Origin of the sequence: Trichococcus palustris, from assembly GCF_900114465.1 — a bacterium.
GTDB lineage: Bacteria > Bacillota > Bacilli > Lactobacillales > Aerococcaceae > Trichococcus > Trichococcus palustris.
The window spans coordinates 191,026-208,401 of record NZ_FOTD01000002.1 but is presented as its reverse complement, the minus strand read 5'-3'; the positions used below and the strand labels follow the sequence as shown (position 1 = coordinate 208,401).

Annotated in this window: 15 protein-coding genes; 10 read left to right on the top strand and 5 right to left on the bottom strand. The window is 48.5% G+C overall.

Annotated elements, in window-relative coordinates:
- Nucleotides 1-104: 104 nt before the first annotated feature.
- The 6 genes from BM101_RS02330 (at nucleotide 105) to BM101_RS02305 (ending at nucleotide 5,747) form a co-directional block, all read left to right on the top strand.
- Nucleotides 105-1,685, top strand: coding sequence for a hypothetical protein (locus tag BM101_RS02330; protein WP_087029826.1), 1,581 nt, complete (start codon nucleotides 105-107; stop codon nucleotides 1,683-1,685).
- A gap of 103 nt (nucleotides 1,686-1,788) precedes the next feature.
- Complete coding sequence (locus tag BM101_RS02325; protein ID WP_245825551.1) at nucleotides 1,789-2,802, top strand: tocopherol cyclase family protein; 1,014 nt, start codon at nucleotides 1,789-1,791, stop codon at nucleotides 2,800-2,802.
- A gap of 123 nt (nucleotides 2,803-2,925) precedes the next feature.
- On the top strand, nucleotides 2,926-3,120 hold the full coding sequence (locus BM101_RS02320) for a VOC family protein (RefSeq protein WP_087029832.1): 195 nt from the start codon (nucleotides 2,926-2,928) through the stop codon (nucleotides 3,118-3,120).
- 282 nt (nucleotides 3,121-3,402) lie between these two features.
- Nucleotides 3,403-4,737, top strand: coding sequence for an RNA-guided endonuclease IscB (gene iscB, locus BM101_RS02315; RefSeq protein ID WP_087029834.1), 1,335 nt, complete (start codon nucleotides 3,403-3,405; stop codon nucleotides 4,735-4,737).
- A 24-nt stretch (nucleotides 4,738-4,761) separates the two neighbouring features.
- Nucleotides 4,762-5,043, top strand: coding sequence for a secondary thiamine-phosphate synthase enzyme YjbQ (locus tag BM101_RS02310; protein ID WP_087029837.1), 282 nt, complete (start codon nucleotides 4,762-4,764; stop codon nucleotides 5,041-5,043).
- A gap of 77 nt (nucleotides 5,044-5,120) precedes the next feature.
- Nucleotides 5,121-5,747, top strand: coding sequence for an NUDIX hydrolase (locus tag BM101_RS02305; RefSeq protein WP_087029840.1), 627 nt, complete (start codon nucleotides 5,121-5,123; stop codon nucleotides 5,745-5,747).
- Between the two features lie 41 nt (nucleotides 5,748-5,788).
- Here BM101_RS02305 and BM101_RS02300 read toward each other — a convergent pair whose 3' ends face one another.
- From BM101_RS02300 to BM101_RS02290, 3 genes are all read right to left on the bottom strand, one after another.
- Nucleotides 5,789-6,532, bottom strand: a complete 744-nt coding sequence (locus BM101_RS02300) for an NERD domain-containing protein (RefSeq protein WP_087029843.1) — start codon at nucleotides 6,530-6,532, stop codon at nucleotides 5,789-5,791.
- A 43-nt stretch (nucleotides 6,533-6,575) separates the two neighbouring features.
- A complete protein-coding gene (locus BM101_RS02295; protein WP_245825555.1) occupies nucleotides 6,576-7,025 on the bottom strand; it encodes an acyl-CoA thioesterase in 450 nt (149 codons plus the stop codon).
- Between the two features lie 90 nt (nucleotides 7,026-7,115).
- On the bottom strand, nucleotides 7,116-10,547 hold the full coding sequence (locus BM101_RS02290) for a pyruvate carboxylase (protein ID WP_087029846.1): 3,432 nt from the start codon (nucleotides 10,545-10,547) through the stop codon (nucleotides 7,116-7,118).
- A gap of 503 nt (nucleotides 10,548-11,050) precedes the next feature.
- On the opposite strand from BM101_RS02290, the gene gcvT reads away from it, so the two are divergent.
- From gcvT to gcvPB, 4 genes are read left to right on the top strand one after another with little or no spacing between them, the layout of a single operon-like run.
- Complete coding sequence (gcvT, locus tag BM101_RS02285; RefSeq protein WP_087029849.1) at nucleotides 11,051-12,166, top strand: glycine cleavage system aminomethyltransferase GcvT; 1,116 nt, start codon at nucleotides 11,051-11,053, stop codon at nucleotides 12,164-12,166.
- A gap of 58 nt (nucleotides 12,167-12,224) precedes the next feature.
- On the top strand, nucleotides 12,225-12,617 hold the full coding sequence (gcvH, locus tag BM101_RS02280; protein WP_087029852.1) for a glycine cleavage system protein GcvH: 393 nt from the start codon (nucleotides 12,225-12,227) through the stop codon (nucleotides 12,615-12,617).
- Nucleotide 12,618: 1 nt separating this feature from the next.
- Nucleotides 12,619-13,974, top strand: coding sequence for an aminomethyl-transferring glycine dehydrogenase subunit GcvPA (gene gcvPA / locus BM101_RS02275; RefSeq protein WP_087029854.1), 1,356 nt, complete (start codon nucleotides 12,619-12,621; stop codon nucleotides 13,972-13,974).
- On the top strand, nucleotides 13,967-15,418 hold the full coding sequence (gene gcvPB / locus BM101_RS02270; protein WP_087029856.1) for an aminomethyl-transferring glycine dehydrogenase subunit GcvPB: 1,452 nt from the start codon (nucleotides 13,967-13,969) through the stop codon (nucleotides 15,416-15,418). The genes gcvPA and gcvPB overlap by 8 nt, the downstream gene beginning before the upstream one ends.
- Nucleotides 15,419-15,858: 440 nt before the next feature.
- Here gcvPB and BM101_RS02265 read toward each other — a convergent pair whose 3' ends face one another.
- Both BM101_RS02265 and BM101_RS02260 read right to left on the bottom strand, forming a co-directional pair.
- Nucleotides 15,859-16,788 (bottom strand): alpha/beta fold hydrolase, encoded by a 930-nt coding sequence (locus tag BM101_RS02265; protein ID WP_087029859.1) that lies wholly within the window; start codon nucleotides 16,786-16,788, stop codon nucleotides 15,859-15,861.
- Nucleotides 16,789-16,910: 122 nt separating this feature from the next.
- Nucleotides 16,911-17,240: an iron-sulfur cluster biosynthesis family protein gene (locus BM101_RS02260; RefSeq protein WP_179193080.1), complete on the bottom strand. Its 330-nt coding sequence runs from the start codon at nucleotides 17,238-17,240 to the stop codon at nucleotides 16,911-16,913.
- Nucleotides 17,241-17,376 lie beyond the last annotated feature (136 nt).

Here is a 17,376-nt window from a genome sequence, read left to right as displayed (position 1 = left end):
AATAAATTGGAAGGAGCAATATTATCAGGAAAATTTACGGTTGAATGTAAACAATGTTATAATGGAGTATAGATTGTTTTAGGGGAAAGAAAGGGTGTTGTTTTGTGAAAAATGGATGGAAAAGCATAGCGATTGCATATGGGCTTCCGGCAATCGTTTTATTGGGGTATTGGTATTCGGCCTTGACGCCGGTAACGATTGAGTCGCCTGAATTCTGGGTGAATATGCTCTTGTATTTGGCTGCAGGTGCGGCATTGATGAACGTAGTGAACCGGACGCAAGCGAACAAAGTAAATAAGATCACGGGCGGCATCATCACAGTCAGCCTTTTGCTCATCATCGGGGGCATGGCGGTCGGCTCGCAAGTGCTGCGTTCGAAAGATTATGCCTCTTTGATCAGCTACACCGAAGGGGATTTCGCGAAGGATTTGACCGTCACCGATCCGGCCCAGATACCGACAATCGACAGGGACATGGCCGAGCGCTTGGGCAGCCGGAAATTGGGGGAAATGCTGAATTTGGTTTCCCAATTCGACGTCAGCACGGAATATACACAGATTGCCTATCAAGGGAAATCGGTCCGGGTATCACCCTTGGAATATGTCAACTTTTTCCGTTGGCTGAATAACCGCAAAGATGGCATTCCGCATTATGTGACCGTCGATATGGTCACAGGCGAATCCGCATTAGTGGATTTGAAAAAAAATATCCACTATTCCCATTCCGGTTTTTTTGGGGATGATATCACGCGCCATATCTTTTTCCATCATCCAACCGCGATGTTCGAGAAACCTGTATTCGAGTTGGATGAAGAGGGAAACCCCTACTACATTGCGTCGATTGTGAAAAGGCAGTTCAGCTTCATGGGTCCGAAAGAAGTAATCGGGGTCTTCGTGGTGGATGCATCTACCGGAGAAATTACGCGTTACGATAAGGAAAATGTTCCGGATTGGGTTGATCGTGTGTTCCCGGCGGATATGCTGATGACCCAGATCAATTACAATGGACAATATCAAAGTGGCTTTTTGAATAGCGTCATCAGTAAAAAAGGCGTCATCCAAAATGCGGGGGGATATAATTACATCGTATTGGATAATGACTTGTATCTTTATACGGGGATGACATCCGTCGCATCCGATGAATCAAACATCGGCTTCGTTCTGGTCAATTCCCGTACGAAAGAAGCTAAACGCTATAACGTCAGTACGGCGACCGAATGGAGTGCGATGGAAAGTGCGCAGGGTTCCGTGCAGGAAAAAGGCTATAAGAGCACCTTCCCATTGTTGTTCAATATGGAGAACAAGCCTGTCTATCTATTGTCCCTGAAAGACGATGCTGGCTTGATCAAGTTGTATGCTTTCGTGAATGCCACAAATTATCAGAAAGTGGGAGTCGGCAATTCGTTGACCGCGGCATGGAATGCTTATACCGGCGGCGTTACGGATATCGCGACCGATGAAACGAAAGAAATCGTGGAGACGAAGACCATCACCGGAACGATTGCGGCGATGGAGTCGGTGGTCATCGACGGGGAAACGACCTATTACTTCACCTTGCAGGATGATGCGAAAACCATCTACATCGCGAAAGTATCGATCAACAAACAATTGCCTTTCATCAAGGCGGGAGACAACGTCACGTTGGAAGTCGACGGCACCAGCGTCGTAAGCATCACGAAAAACTAAAGAACGATATGCTTTTCCGATTCTGAGAAAGCGAACACAGCCGGCATAGCATTTACGCGTGTCGGCTGTCTTTGTCTTTTTTTCGGAGTGAAGGGAGTGCCGATTGGATTTATTTACAATAAAGGATGACTTTGAGAGGGAGCGTGACGATATGATCAATAAAGTGACCCATCCGATTCATTTCCAGGGAAACCTGCAGAAGAAAAACTATTTTGAGGGCTGGTACTACAAGCAAGTATCAGCCGATGAAAGAACGGTCATCAGTTTTATTCCGGGGATTGTCCTGGCGGAGGGTGATTCGCATAGTTTCATCCAATATACGTATGTGCATATCGCCGCAAACGGCCAAAAGGAGATGCGCACCGGCTACCTGCGTTATGCAATCGAAGACTTCGTCTGCAACAGCGAACCGTTCCTCATCAACATCGGCGACAACATTTTTTCCGAAACGCTCGTCAGCGTCCATCTGGAAGATGGGCAATTCCAGGTTGACGGTCTGTTGACATTGGGGCCCTTCCAGGAAATCAAACGGACGGTTCTGATGCCCTCGATCATGGGCTTTTTTGCCTATATTCCGAAGATGGAATGCTACCATGGCGTCATCAGCATGAGCCATGCCGTGAAGGGAAAGCTGGCAATCGGCAGCAAGAGCATCGATTTTGGCGGAGGAAAGGGCTATCTGGAAAAAGACTGGGGGACTTCCTTTCCGGAACGCTATGTCTGGATCCAGAGCAACCATTTTAGCGATGAGTCAACGAGTCTCGTCTTTTCCCTTGCGGATATCCCTTTCAACGGCTTCTCCTTCGAAGGCTTCCTCTGCAACCTGACTATCGGAGGCGAAGAGCATCGGTTTGCGACGTATAATCGCAGCAAAATAACAGTTGGCTTGATCAGTGAGGAACGGGTTGAGGTAGCTCTGGAGAACCGCCAGGCGGCGCTAACGATTTCGGCGGAGATTCTGCAGGCTGGGGAGTTGATCGCCCCCACTGAGGCGGGCATGAACAAAGTCATCAAAGAAGGGCTCTCAGGCATCGTAACGATCGATTTCACGGATAAAAAAACCGGGAAAGAGCATCATGACATCGGCCAAATGGCAGGCATCGAAATCGTGAGATGATTTTTTGCGTGGTTCAAGGGTGGAGGCAAACTGATCCTTGGAGGCGGCGGTTATCTTTTGACCGCATATCCGTTTTTGGGTAGACTATTGTATATAGGATAAAAATAGAAAGAAGGGTATCCGATGATAAAAAATATATTCCCCTATCTGAACTTCGAAGGCCAAAGCAAGGAAGCAGCTCACTTCTATGCGGAAGTGCTTGGTGCCGAAATCCTCTCGATGACAACTTTTGCCGAAGGCAACAGCGGTCCGGAGGCATTCCCGCTTCCGGATGGCGCGAAAAATCTGATCGTCAACTACCCACGACTGAAGTCGTAGGCTTGTAAAAGCCTTAGTTGAGCAGACTCAGTTTCCGCTTTGCGGGAGCTACGTTAAATTAGCCATCATGGTCTCTTGTGCTTCTCCAGCAGGAACAGTCATGGTCAGCAGTCTAAACAGTCCGAAGGGTTAGGGCCGTGCTGCTGATGTAAAAAACTTTTTTAACTTTGTCGAGGAGAGAGAGGCCGAACGGCCTCCGTTACCTGTCTGCCAGCTTCATTCGACAGATAGAGATAGTTTTATTTTTGATTGTAAAATAAATGCAAAAAGGAGCTGAACGAAATGGTATTCGTGTTAAGCAAACAAAAACAACCAATGGACAACTGTACGCCTGCAAAAGCACGGATACTTCTTCGTGACGGCTCGGCAACCATACATAAGCAGTACCCCTTTACCATCCGGTTGAAGGACAATGCGGCGCACACCGCCGACAAAACGTATCAGATTAAGTTGGACCCGGGCGCCAAAATAACAGGCGTTGCCTTAGTAGACAGTGAAGCCCATGCGGTTTTCTTTGCCGAACTGGAACACCGCGGAGAGCGCATCGTTGCTTTATTGCAGACGCGGTACCGTAAACCCAAGTGGGGAAATAGCTTTAAAAAGAAGGATTCTAAATTCAACGCGGATACCCGCAGACCGGAGGGATGGCTACCGCCGTCCGTTGTGTCGATTGAGCAGGATATCGTACATTTCGTCAAGAAAATGCGAAATCTCTGCATGATTCAGTTGGCGGCGGTGGAATCCGTCAAATTCGACATGCAGAAGATGGAGAATGCTTCCATTACGGACGTGGTCTACCAGCAAGGCACGTTGATGGGTTACGAAATCCGCCATTACCTGTTGGAAAAGAAAGGCCATGCCTGTCAATATTGCGGTGGCCTCTCCCAAGACAAACATCTGGAAGTGGAGCATATGCATCCCAAGTCCCGCGGCGGTTCCGACCGCCTGAGCAACTTGAATGTAGCCTGTCATACGTGCAATCAGGATAAGGACAATCGCACGCTGGCCGAATACGTGGAGCGGCTAAAAAGCTCCAAAACCAAACTCGACCAGACGCGCATTAAACGGATAGAGCAAATCCTAAGGACAAACAAAACGTTCATCGGTCTGCGCTATGCGGCTTGGGCCAACAGCATGCGACACCATTTGGTGGCTGACTTAGAAAAGTTGTTGCCACACATAAGCCAAGGCACCGGCGGACAGACGCAATACAACCGCACGACCGGCATGGGGTTGCCGAAAGAACACTATTATGACGCTTTATGCGTTGGCAGAATCCCTTCCAGCGGCTATCGTTTGGTAACAGACAAGGTTTTGTGCATCAAGTCCTATGGACGAGGCAGCCGGTTCCGCGGCCGGACGAACAGTTGCGGCATCATCACCAAGCAACTGACACGCCAAAAGCAGTTTTTCAGCTTTCAGACGGGCGACGTCGTCCGAGCAACCGTGCCAAACGGCAAGAAGAAAGGCATTCACCTCGGACGAGTGGCTGTTCGCAAAAGCGGTTATTTCAACATCCAAAGCACCGGATTAGTTGTGCAAGGGGTTAGTTACAAACATTGCCGCATCATCCAAAGGAATGACGGATACGGCTATACTTTAAAACAAAGGAGTTGAGACCGTAGGTGTTTCCTCTCATGACTGAAGTCACGAGTTTCCACACCTACCTTTTATGAAAATGCCGATCCGGATGTGAAGATAGACCTGAACAGGGGCTATGCCGAATCTTTTCCGAACAAGGCCAGCTATGTGCATGCGGAAGGCAACTCCGATGCCCACCTAAAATCATCGCTGACAGGCGCCAGCGAGACGCTGATCATCGCGGATGGCAAGTTGATTCTCGGTATATGGCAAAGCGTCTATTTCTGGGATTTCGATGGGCCGCGCAACCGCCGCTTCCATGTAAAAATAATCGGCGGATAAGCTGAAACCTTTTTATTTCGAATTCGAAGTAAATAGTGTATAATGGTTGCATAGAAGAAAAGCGGGTGGTGAATAAGATGTTGGAGGAAATAAAAACAGTTTTGGCTAATCATTTGGTTCAGCCGGTCGGTGAGCACCGTTATTTCTCGGTATTGCTCCCTTTGATCAAGGTCGGAGATGAACTGCATATTTTATATGAAGTTCGCGGCCATAATATCTCGCAACCGGGGGAAACATCTTTTCCCGGAGGCTCTGTGGAATCGGATGAAAGCTTTGAAGAAACGGCGATCCGGGAAACGATGGAGGAGCTGAACCTCTCGCGGGACAATATCCGAATCCTGGGCGAAATGGATTACATCGTGAATGAATATGCGATCATCCACTGTTTTGTCGGGGAAATCGTAAACATCAAATTGGAAGACATCCACTTCAACGAAGAGGTGCAGGAGCTTTTCACGATGCCATTGGCGTACTTTGTCGAGAATAAACCGACCTATTATTCATCGACTGTCCAGTTGGATCATCCCGAAGATTTCCCGTTTGAGCTGATTCCGAACGGCAAGGATTATAAGTTCAGGATCGGGGTGCATTCGGTGCCGTTCTATCATTTAGAAAATCACCGTTTGTGGGGGTTTACCGCCAATTTGACGGACCGCTTCATCAGCATCCTCGATGAAGAAAAAGTTCCATTAAAAGACAAATAAGAAGGTGCTGTCTCCAAATGAGGCAGCACCTTCTTATTTCATTATGCTTTTTTTATGTAGCGGCAAGATGGATAGCGGGAGCATCCGGTGAAGCTGCCGTATTTCCCTTTCCGTTCAAACAGCTCACCGCCGCATTGCGGGCAGATCTTTTCTGAAACGTGTTGTTCTTCCATTGAAATCGTTTCGTGGATGCGCTGCACATGCTCTTTTCTTGCCGAGGCACCAACATTATTCGCTGTTTTGATCAGCTCAGCAATCTGGTTCATATCACCTGCAGAGAGCGTTTCTGTTTTATATTTTGCAATCGTCCGCATCAATTTGGGGCTGAAGATGACTTCCGACTGGACGTCCATTTTTTTGAAATCGGATTGGATGGAGAAAACGACAATCGGGATATAGGTTGCAAGCGGGTAATCTGCCAATAATGCCTTCAAAGCTTTTACGTGGCCTTTGTTTTGGATGATGGGATTCAGGAACTTGTTTTTAACCTTGTAGATGACCTGCGTCCAATATTTGCCGTTCTCATTACCGAAAATCCAGCCACAATAATTCTTCGTTTCGATGACGAAAATGCCATATACAGAGACAACGATATGATCAATTTGGGCAGTCTTGGCATCCCCATTCCGAATCATCACATCCTCCAGGAGGATATATTTTTCTTTGTCCAGTCGCCGCAAACGCTGGTTGATGAAATATTCCCCCAGCTTGCCTTTGACGCTGGAAAGGGTGAGGATATACATGACGGCTAAAAGCAGGACGAAGTACAGACTGTTTTTTTCCAATTCAACAATCCCCTTTTACTTTATTTAAGTGTCAATGACGTCCTCAGATTTCGAAGATGTGTTCGTGATAAGCTTTAAAACAGCGGTGGATGTCGGGATGCGTCCTTTTCAGGGAGAGCGGGCGGCCTTCCTCGTTCAAGAAACAGTGTTGGCTTTTCCCGGTTGTGCGCAATTCACCGGTAACGGCATCCAGGACGCGGTAGCTCAGCGTCAATTTCACGCCATTATAGGCTTCGATGCTCGGCAAAATATAGACGGAATCACCGAAGCGGACCATGGCTTTGTATTGCGCTTCCACCGAGAGCACCGGGCTGGTGATGCCCAGTTCTTCCATTTTTGCGTAATTCGCACCGATTTGATCAAGAAAGTCGACGCGCGCTTCTTCGAACCAACGGATGTAATTCGAATGGTGGATGATTTTCATCTGATCTGTTTCGTAATACTGGGTCAAGTGTACATAGGGTTTTAATTTTTGTCGCAATTCTTTTTTCAACGCAGTTCCTCCTGATGCTTATCACAGCATGCAAAAAGGAGCAGAAAAATGTTCCTCACATCGTTTCTGCTCCCTTCGCATTGCTATTTGTTATTTTGCTTCGATTTCGATCAATAGATCACCGGCTTCGATTTGGTCTCCGTCGATGACGTAGATTTGATCGACGACACCGTTGATTGTTGAACGGATCATTGTTTCCATCTTCATTGCTTCGGTGATCACGACAGGATCGCCTTGAGCGACACGGTCGCCACGTTTAACCAATACTTCCAACACGGAACCCGGCATGGTTGCGCCGACGTGCTCTTTATTGGTAGGCTCCGCTTTTTTGCGGATGGCTTTCGTGCTCGTGATGCTCATATCTTTTACTTCAATTTCACGGCCTTGGCCGTTCAAATCAAAGTAGAGGATGCGGATGCCGTCAGAATCAGGTTCACCGATTTGATTCAATTTGATGATCAAAGTCTTACCTTTTTCGATCTGCACTTCAATTTGTTCACCCGTACGCATGCCGTGGAAGAAAGTAGGGGTATCCAGTTTTGTGACGTCCCCGAATTTATCGTAAATCGTAACGTAATCCAAGAAAATTTGCGGGTACATCAAGTAGCTGATGACATCCTCTTCGCTTGCTTGGCGTTTGATTTTCTCTTCCAGTTCAGCTTTCAAGGCAACAAAATCGATCGGTTCACGCAAGCTGCCCGGACGTTCGGTAATGGCTTTTTTGCCTTTCAAGATGATTTCTTGCAATCTTTCCGGGAATCCGCCGGTCGGCTGACCTAGATCGCCTTTGAAGAAGCCAACTACTGATTCAGGGAAATCGATGGTTTCGCCTTTTTCATAGACATCTTTTTCGGTCAATTTATTTTGGACCATGAAGAGTGCCATATCTCCGACTACTTTGGAGGAAGGCGTCACCTTGACGATATCGCCGAACATGTCGTTCACGTCAGCGTACATTTCTTTTACTTTGTCCCATTCATCGGTCAGGCCGACTGCGCTCGCTTGCTGTTGCAAGTTCGTATATTGGCCGCCCGGCATTTCGTGGTCGTAGACCTCTGTTGAAGTGGTTTGGATGCCGCCTTCGAATTCCTCGTAATAATCGCGGACATCTTCCCAATAGCGGTTGATTTTATGGACATTCTCGATATTGATGTTTGGTTCATGTTCAGATCCTTGCAAAGCATAGAACAGACTGCTCATGCTCGGTTGGCTGGTTGTACCGCTCATGGCGCTCATGGCTACGTCAACGATGTCAACGCCCGCTTTGATCGCTTCTGAATATGTATAGATGCCGTTTCCGCTTGTATCATGCGTATGCAGGTGAATCGGCAGGTCAACCGTATCCTTCAACTCGCTGATCAGACGATAAGCAGCCTGTGGCTTCAATAGGCCGGCCATATCCTTGATGGCGATGGTGTGTGCTCCCAAAGTTTGCAATTCCTTAGCCATGTCCTTGTAGTATTGGATCGTATATTTTGTTTGGTTCGGATCATTGACATCCCCGGTGTAGCAGATTGCCGCTTCCGCAATCTTGCCAGAGTCGCGGACATACTGGATGCTTTTCTCCATTTGTTTTGTCCAGTTCAGGCTGTCGAAAATACGGAAAACATCGATGCCGTTTTTAGCAGCGAGTCTGATGAATTCTTCCAGACCGTTATCAGGGTAGTTTTGATAACCGACCGCATTGGAACCGCGGAACAACATTTGCAGTAAAGTATCCGGCATTTGTGAACGCAGTTTTCTCAATCGTTTCCATGGATCTTCGCTAAGGAAACGGTAGGCTACGTCAAAAGTGGCGCCTCCCCACATTTCAGAAGAGAACAATTGTGGAATCCCTTTTTGCGTTTCAGCGGCGATGGCTTCCATTTCATGCGTGCGGATCCGGGTTGCCAATAAACTTTGATGGGCATCGCGGAAAGTCGTGTCCGTCAATAGGACGCGATCCTGTTCTTTGATCCATTCACTGACGGCCATTGGACCTTTTTCATCCAAAATATTTTTTGCGGTGATGATTTTCTTTTCGGGAACAACCAAATCAGTCGGAATTCTCGGTTTGTCATAGAATTGCTTGTGGCCTTTTTGGATGCCCGGGAAACCGTTGACCGTAATGTTTCCGATGTATTGCATCGTCTTGTTACCGCGGTCGCGTGTTTTAGGGAATTCGAACAGCTCAGGCGTTGTGTCAATGAAGGTCGTTTTCGCTTCGCCGGACACAAAGACAGGGTGTGTGATGACGTTATACATGAAAGGAATGTTTGTCTTCACGCCACGGATACGGAATTCGATCAAAGCGCGCTCCATTTTACGGACAGCTTGCTCGAATGTGGAAGCCTGCACGCAGACCTTCACCAACAAGGAGTCGAAGAACGGCGTTACGACCGTACCTTGGAAACCGTTACCGGCATCCAAACGGATACCGAAACCGCCTGGAGAACGGTAGGTATTGATTTTTCCGGTATCAGGGAAGAAGTTGTTCAACGGATCTTCCGTAGTGATCCGGCATTGGATGGCAGCCCCGATCAAAGGGATGTTTTCTTGTTGCGGAATGCCGATTTCTTTATGCAGATCTTGTCCTTGTGCAATCAAAATCTGCGATTGCACGATGTCAATCCCGGTGATCATTTCCGTGATGGTGTGTTCCACTTGGACACGCGGGTTCACTTCGATGAAGTAGAAATGATCGCCTTCCAATAGGAATTCGACCGTACCGGCATTCACGTAGCCGACATGTTTCATCAATTGTAGAGCGGAATTGCAGATTTTATGGCGCATTTCATCGGACATGGCTACACATGGAGCCACTTCCACTACTTTTTGGTGACGACGTTGTACGGAACAGTCCCGCTCATAAAGATGGACAATGTTTCCGTGTTCGTCTCCCAATATTTGCACTTCGATGTGCTTAGGGTCTTGGATATATTTTTCTACATAGATTTCATCGCTGCCGAATGCAGCCAATGCTTCACTGCGTGCGCGCTCGAAGCCTTCGCGGGCTTCTTGTTCGTTGAAGGCCATGCGCATACCGCGTCCGCCGCCGCCTAGAGCCGCTTTGATCATGATCGGATAGGAATACGTTTCGGCAAAAGCCAAGACTTCATCGATATTCGCTACAGGACCGTCTGAACCGGGGATAGATTGGATGCCTGCTTCAACTGCAGCTACTTTTGCTTTGATCTTGTCGCCAAAGATATCCAAGTGTTCCAAGGAAGGGCCGATAAATTTGATGCCTTCCTCTTGGCAACGTCTTGCAAAGTCGATGTTTTCAGACAAGAAACCATAACCAGGATGGATGCCATCTGCGCCGGCATCTTTAGCGATGCGTATTAAATCTTCAATATCCAAATAAGCGTCAATCGGTTTTTTCCCTTTACCCACTAGATAGGCTTCATCCGCTTTAAAACGATGGACAGATCCTTCATCTTCTTGAGCGTAAACACCCACAGTAGGGATTCCCAGCTCAGTTAGTGCACGAAACACACGTATCGCAATCTCGCCGCGATTTGCAACTAAAACTTTTTTCAATTTTTTCCACCTCACCGAATTAATAAGTACATGACTTCTTGTATACTTTACCAAAAATTAATGTTTTTTTCATCATAAATGAAAATTCAGAAAGAAAATCTTCATTTATCTTTTTAATTATTCATTTTACATGTAAAAGTGTTCGGATACAACTATCAATTAGAATAAAAGACGCAAAGGGGTAAAATATATTTTTTGAAAGCGTTAAAACCGAACGAAATAGAATTTATTGCATTGCAACGTATGCATATCGTTAGGATAAAAAGTAAGTGTGTGCTAATATGAGGTTGGTTTTATTCCTGATACGAACGATTCGGAATTTTGGGAGCTTGCAAACAAAAATCAGTGGGATAATCGGATTCATGTGATAGAATAATAGAAGATAGATAACGATAGCGCTTTCATCTCTGGAGCTATGCTATTCCGATGCCCGAACAACATACGATATTGGACGGCGCGTATTAACCGAATAAAACCGTTTATCATTCAAGGAGGTAAAAATAGTGAACGAAACAACACAATTGAAGCATACCCCGTTATATCCCTACTATAAGGCGAACGGTGTGAAGCTGATCGATTTCGGCGGCTGGGAAATGCCGATCCAGTTTTCCGGCATAATGGCCGAACATGAAGCGGTTCGAACCAAAGCGGGACTATTTGATTGTTCCCACATGGGCGAAATCGTCATATCCGGACCGGGAGCGGAAGGGTACTTGAACGCGTTGCTGTCGAATGATGTTACGGCAATGAAACAGAATCAGGCCCAATACAACATCATGTGCTATCCGGATGGGGGCGCAGTGGATGACGTCATCATCTTCAAAATAAATGAGGAACGCTTTATCATGACCTGCAATGCATCGAATACCGAAAAGGTCTACCCTTGGATGCGGGAACACCAAACAGAAGGCGTGACGCTCGTGAATATTTCCGATGAACTCGGTTTGATCGCACTGCAAGGGCCGCATGCGGAAGCGATTTTGAAAAGCTTGACCGCGACGGACCTGACCAGCATCGGTTACTATCATTTCAAGGATGACCAAGTTGTTGCGGGCATTCCGCATGTTTTGGTTTCCCGTACAGGCTACACCGGCGAGGACGGCTTTGAACTTTATCTGGAAAGCGGCCAAACCCAAGCGATGTGGGAAAAACTGCTTGCAGCCGGGGAAGCATACGGATTGCTGCCATGCGGCTTGGGGGCGCGCGATACGTTGCGCCTGGAAGCAGGCATGCCGTTATACGGGCAGGAACTTTCCGATAAGATAACGCCGTTGATGGCCGGATTGGGCTTTGCCGTCAAAACCAAAAAAGCAGCTGATTTCATCGGCAAGGCCGCATTGACCGAACAATTGGAAAAAGGTTTGGCGGAAAAAATATTCGGATTCGTGGCTATCGATCGCGGCATCCCGCGTCATGGCTATAAAGTATTCTCGGTTGCCGGCGAGGAAATCGGCGAAGTGACTTCGGGCACCCAATCGCCGACGTTGAAGAAAAGCATCGGCATGGCGCTGCTGAAGGCCGATGCCGTCGAAATCGGCTCGGTCATCAACATCGAGATCCGCAACAAAATGGTTGCTGCCGAAGTGGTGAAGAAGCCTTTCTATAAACGGAATAAATGATGAAGACCAATAAAAAATAAAAATAGATAAAGCGCCTGGGCGCGAAAGGGAGATTATCATGACTGATGCAAAAAAACTTTATTTCACGGAAGAACACGAATGGGTAGAAAAACTGACTGATGATACGATCCGCATCGGGGTTACGGAACACGCAGCCGAACTGATGGGGGACATCGTGTTTGTCGAATACCAAACAGGGCTGGATGAAGTCGCAAAAGGGGACGAAGTGGTCACTGTTGAATCTGTAAAATCCGTTTCGGAAGTGTATGCACCCGTATCAGGCACCATCACCAAACAAAACGAAGCATTGTCCGAAAGCCCGGAAACAATCAATGAAGCAGCTTTTGAAGGCGGCTGGATGCTGGAAATGCGTCTTTCCGACCCAACTGAATTAGATGCCTTGATGAGCTTCGCTGCATACGAAGCCTTCGTCGCTGCAGAGGAGGCTTAAAATGACTGAAGAACGTTTCCGTTACTTACCCGATACGGCTGAAGATGAAAAAGAAATGTTGGCCGTCATCGGCGTCGACAGCATAGAGGATCTTTTCACCGACATCCCGAAGGCGATCCGCCTGCAAGGGGACCTGGATATCCCGGAAGCCATCTCGGAATCCGAGTTGTTGACGTACATGCGTCAAATGGCATCAAAAAACGTCAGCAGCAATGACATGCCGATCTTTCTTGGAGCCGGTACGTATGATCACTACATTCCCAGCGTGGTCGATGCGGTCATTTCCCGTTCCGAATTTTATACGGCCTATACGCCCTATCAAGCGGAGGCCAGCCAAGGGGAATTGCAGGCCATCTTTGAATTTCAATCGATGATCAGCGAACTGACCGGGATGGAGGCAACGAACTCATCCTTATATGATGCCTTTTCATCCCTGAGTGAAGGCGTCGCGCTTGCGGCTGCCGTGACGAAACGGAGCGAAGTGGTAGTTTCGCAAGGGGTTCATCCCAACGGCCGTGCAGTCGTAAAAACTGCGGCTAAAGGACGTAACCTGGATGTCTTCGAAGTCCTTTTGGAAAACGATGTGACGAACCTGAACGTATTGCGTTGCATGGTTACCCAAGATACCGCTGCCGTCATCGTCCAATACCCGAATTTCTTCGGATCGATCGAAGACTTGGCGGCCATCAAGGCGATCGCTGCCGAAAAAGGCGCCCAGCTGATTGTGATGGCGAATCCTTTGGCCCTAGGGCTGCTGGAAGCGCCAGGCAATCTTGGCGCGGATATCGTCGTCGGCGACACCCAGCCATTCGGCTTGCCGATGTCATTCGGTGGACCGCATTGCGGCTACTTCTCCGTCACGCAAAAAAATATCCGCAAAGTACCGGGCAGAATCGTCGGCGAGAGCGTCGATCTGGAAGGGAAGCGTGCCTTCGTATTGACGCTGCAAAGCAGGGAACAACATATCCGCCGGGAAAAAGCTACCTCCTACATGAGCTCCAACCAAGCGTTGAACGCTTTGGCCTCGGCTGTCTGCATGGCCGCTTTAGGGAAACAAGGGGTACAGGAGATGGCCCAGCTGAACTTCGATAAAGGCGCCTATTTTGCGCAGGCTTTCCGGGAAAAAGGGTTCACCGTCATGAACACTTCGCCTTTCTTCAATGAATTCGTCGTGGCCTTGCCGGTTACGGCGGAAAAAGCCAACCGTGCCCTGCTGGAAGCAGGCATCATCGGCGGCTACGATTTGGCGCTGGACTACGCTATGCCGAACCATCTATTGGTCTGCGCGACCGAAAAGAGAACGAAAGCAGAAATGGACAAATTTATCGAAGTTTTGGAGGACAGCATCCATGAATGAAACGAAGAAAGTGATATTTGAATTAAGCCGTCCGGGCCGTGTGGCGTACAGCTTGCCGAAAGGCGACGTGCCGCAAACGGACATCGGCGCAAAATTACCGGAACATCTGTTGCGCAAAAAGGCTGCTGAGCTACCTGAAATCAGCGAATTGCAATTGATGCGCCACTATACAAATCTATCCCAAGATAATTTCGGCGTGGAAAACGGGTTCTATCCGTTGGGCTCGTGCACGATGAAATACAACCCAAAAATCAATGAAGTGACGGCCCGTTTGGATGGTTTCGCGAACATCCACCCGTACCAACCGATCGAGACGGTTCAGGGAGCGTTGCAGTTGATGCACGAATTGCAGGAAGATTTGGCTGTCATTACCGGCATGGACGGCATCTCTTTGCAGCCGGCAGCCGGAGCCCATGGGGAATGGACCGGTTTGATGATGGTCCGTGCCTTCCATGAGAAACGCGGCGACCTGAAACGCAAAAAAGTGTTCGTACCGGACAGCGCCCACGGGACCAACCCGGCCAGCGCGCACATCGCCGGCTTTGAGGTCGTAAGCATCCCTTCGACGGAAGAAGGCTTGGTGGACTTGGACGCGTTGCGTGTAGCAGTCGACGACGAAACGGCAGCCTTGATGCTGACGAACCCGAATACGTTGGGTCTGTTCGAACGTGATATCGCACAGATTGCGGAAATCGTCCATGACGCGGGCGGCCTGTTGTACTATGATGGCGCAAACCTGAATGCCATCTTGAGCAAAACGACGCCAGGGACGATGGGCTTCGACATTGTCCATTTGAATCTGCACAAAACCTTCAGTACCCCTCACGGCGGCGGCGGCCCTGGTGCCGGCCCGGTCGGCGTGAAGGCGTTCCTGAAAGAATTTCTGCCCGTGCCGCGCGTCGATAAGCAAGCTGACGGCAGCTACGTGTTGAACAGCGATTATCCTGACACGATCGGCCAAGTGAAAGGCTACTACGGCAACTTCGGTGTCCTTGTCCGTGCCTATACCTACATCCGGACAATGGGGCCTGTCGGGTTGCGGAAAGTTTCCGAGAGCGCGGTATTGCATGCGAACTACTTGCGCAAACGCCTGGAAGCGGACTTCGAAACGCCGTATCAGGTCATCTGCAAGCACGAATTCGTCCTATCCGGAAACAGACAGAAGAAGCTGGGCGTACGGACCTTGGATATGGCCAAACGCCTGCTGGACTTCGGCTTCTATGCGCCGACCGTCTATTTCCCGCTGATCGTCGAAGAAGCGTTGATGATCGAACCGACCGAAACGGAAAACAAAGAGATGCTGGATGAGTTTGCGGATGCGTTGATCGCCATCTCCCGCGAAGCGGAAGAAACGCCGGAAACCGTCACGCAAGCACCGCACAACACATCGGTCAGACGACTGGATGAAGTGCGCGCCGCTAGACAGATCAAAGTGAAATTTTAAGAATGAAGAAAAGCATCGGGGGGAAAACCGCCCCGATGCTTTTTTGCGTGGATGTATTGACTCGTTTGAACATCCGTAATTTTATCAATCTCTAAGTAATATCAACAACAGAGAGGCTGTTGCGAAATGTTCCATTCGTGAATCCCTGCATTCCATTTTTTCGGTTGATGGTTAGGGGGCAGCAGCGGTGGGTTATTTGGTCCAGATAATGTCGGGAAAACCTTCCGAAAAGGCGTCGCCGGGTTTTTCGGATTGCTCCACCCCAAGAATAACCTTCCGCGGTGCCTACGGAAGGTTATTCTGTGGAAACCGCTGTATTTTAACCCGCCGAACCACTTTCGGCGGGTTATTCTGGACTACGATGCTCCTCCGCGCCCAATACATAACGAGAAAATGCAAGAAAAAAGACTGCCACTTAGAGACAGCTACTCTGTTTTCTACTAAAGTTGTTTTTTCAGCCAATGTAGGATGTCCAGGTGAACGAGATCTTTCTCCTTTTCATGCAGGACTTCGTGGCGCAGTTCCGGATAGGAAAGGAAGATGACGTGCTCAAAGCCATTTTTAAGCAATTCCTGTTTTATCCGTTTCGTTCCTGCGCCGCCTTGCGCCAGAGGGTCAGCCTCGCCGTTGACGAAGAGCATAGGCAGGGAACGTCGGATCGGCCGGCTCCAATTCAGGCTGCAGCCTTTATCCTGCAAGGCGAGCAAGCCGTAGAAAGCGTTGTTCGTAAAAAGGAAACCGCATTTTTCATCTTCTTCAAATCTGTGGACAGACTCAGCGTTTTTGCTGAGCCAACAAAAGCGGCTTTGATAGGCATCATCAGGGAAAGCCTTTGCGTAGCCAGCAAAGATCAGTTGATCGAGCAGAGCGTTTTTTTTCCTGCCGGCCTGTCGATTCAACAATGCCAACAGCGGCAAAACCACTTTTATCTCTGGTCGCGGACCACTCGTGCCCATCAAAATGGCGCCGTCCACTTGATCCGAATACCGCTGCAGGAAGACCCTCACGGCAAAGGAACCCATGCTGTGCCCCAAAATGAACAACGGGACATTCGGATATTGCTTATGCAAATAGCGATTCAGGGTATGGATGTCGGTTACGATTGCTTCGTCGGGTTTTCCGGCGGTCATATAGCCCAATTCGGAATCAGCGGACACAGAGTCGCCATGCCCCAAGTGGTCGTTCCCCGCAACCACAAAGCCCTGTTCCGTCAGGAAGGTGGCTAATCCGTCATAGCGTCCAATATGTTCGGCCATCCCGTGGACGAGTTGCAGGACAGCAACCGGCTGACCATCCGGTTCCCAGATGGAGGCGGAAATGTTTTGCTCGCCATCTGCAGAGAGGTAGCTTATTTTTTGCGTACAGGTCATGTTCTCACTCCATTCTGATGCAATCCTAACACAAGCTTGTGAAAAAAATATTCCATAAATGTGACGAAACTGTGATGCGCCGACGATTCGTCATGCCAAACAGCTTTTGTGCGGCTGACAGGTCATTCCGGTATGATTTCTTCTACCATAAGGTTCAGGTTCAGGAAGCCGCGTTCGCTCTTTAACTGTAAAGCCTGCTGGCTCGGGTTGAAATCGATCAGGTTATCGCTATCCAAAAAGACAAGCGCCCATTTTTGCGCAGGAATCTTGCCGATGTTTGTTTCAACAATTGCGTCGTATTCGATCGAATCCTTTTCGTTCACCCGTAAGGCGAAAATGCCGGTGCTCGGACAACCGCAATATGGGCCGGTTGCATAAAAGAGGCTGAGCGACTGTAGATCGACGCGTTTTTTTAATTCGGCAACGGCGGCATCTGTAAAGGTGAGTTTCATATAGAACATCCTTTCTTTTTCTTGAAATGATAGGTTGATGAGGAGCTGTTACTGGGGTTGCATGTAAGTATAGTATACGTGCCAATGACCATTATCGCCACCGCTTTGCTTTTTCCCAAGACAAAAAAGCCATCCC

What these genes read in the sequence shown, in the direction of transcription:
- BM101_RS02320 (WP_087029832.1), top strand. Translation starts at nt 2,926, where the DNA reads ATGATAAAAAATATATTCCCCTATCTGAACTTCGAAGGCCAAAGCAAG.
- iscB (WP_087029834.1), top strand. Translation starts at nt 3,403, where the DNA reads ATGGTATTCGTGTTAAGCAAACAAAAACAACCAATGGACAACTGTACG.
- BM101_RS02305 (WP_087029840.1), top strand. Translation starts at nt 5,121, where the DNA reads ATGTTGGAGGAAATAAAAACAGTTTTGGCTAATCATTTGGTTCAGCCG.
- gcvH (WP_087029852.1), top strand. Translation starts at nt 12,225, where the DNA reads ATGACTGATGCAAAAAAACTTTATTTCACGGAAGAACACGAATGGGTA.
- gcvPA (WP_087029854.1), top strand. Translation starts at nt 12,619, where the DNA reads ATGACTGAAGAACGTTTCCGTTACTTACCCGATACGGCTGAAGATGAA.
- gcvPB (WP_087029856.1), top strand. Translation starts at nt 13,967, where the DNA reads ATGAATGAAACGAAGAAAGTGATATTTGAATTAAGCCGTCCGGGCCGT.
- BM101_RS02265 (WP_087029859.1), bottom strand. Translation starts at nt 16,788, where the DNA reads ATGACCTGTACGCAAAAAATAAGCTACCTCTCTGCAGATGGCGAGCAA.
- BM101_RS02260 (WP_179193080.1), bottom strand. Translation starts at nt 17,240, where the DNA reads ATGAAACTCACCTTTACAGATGCCGCCGTTGCCGAATTAAAAAAACGC.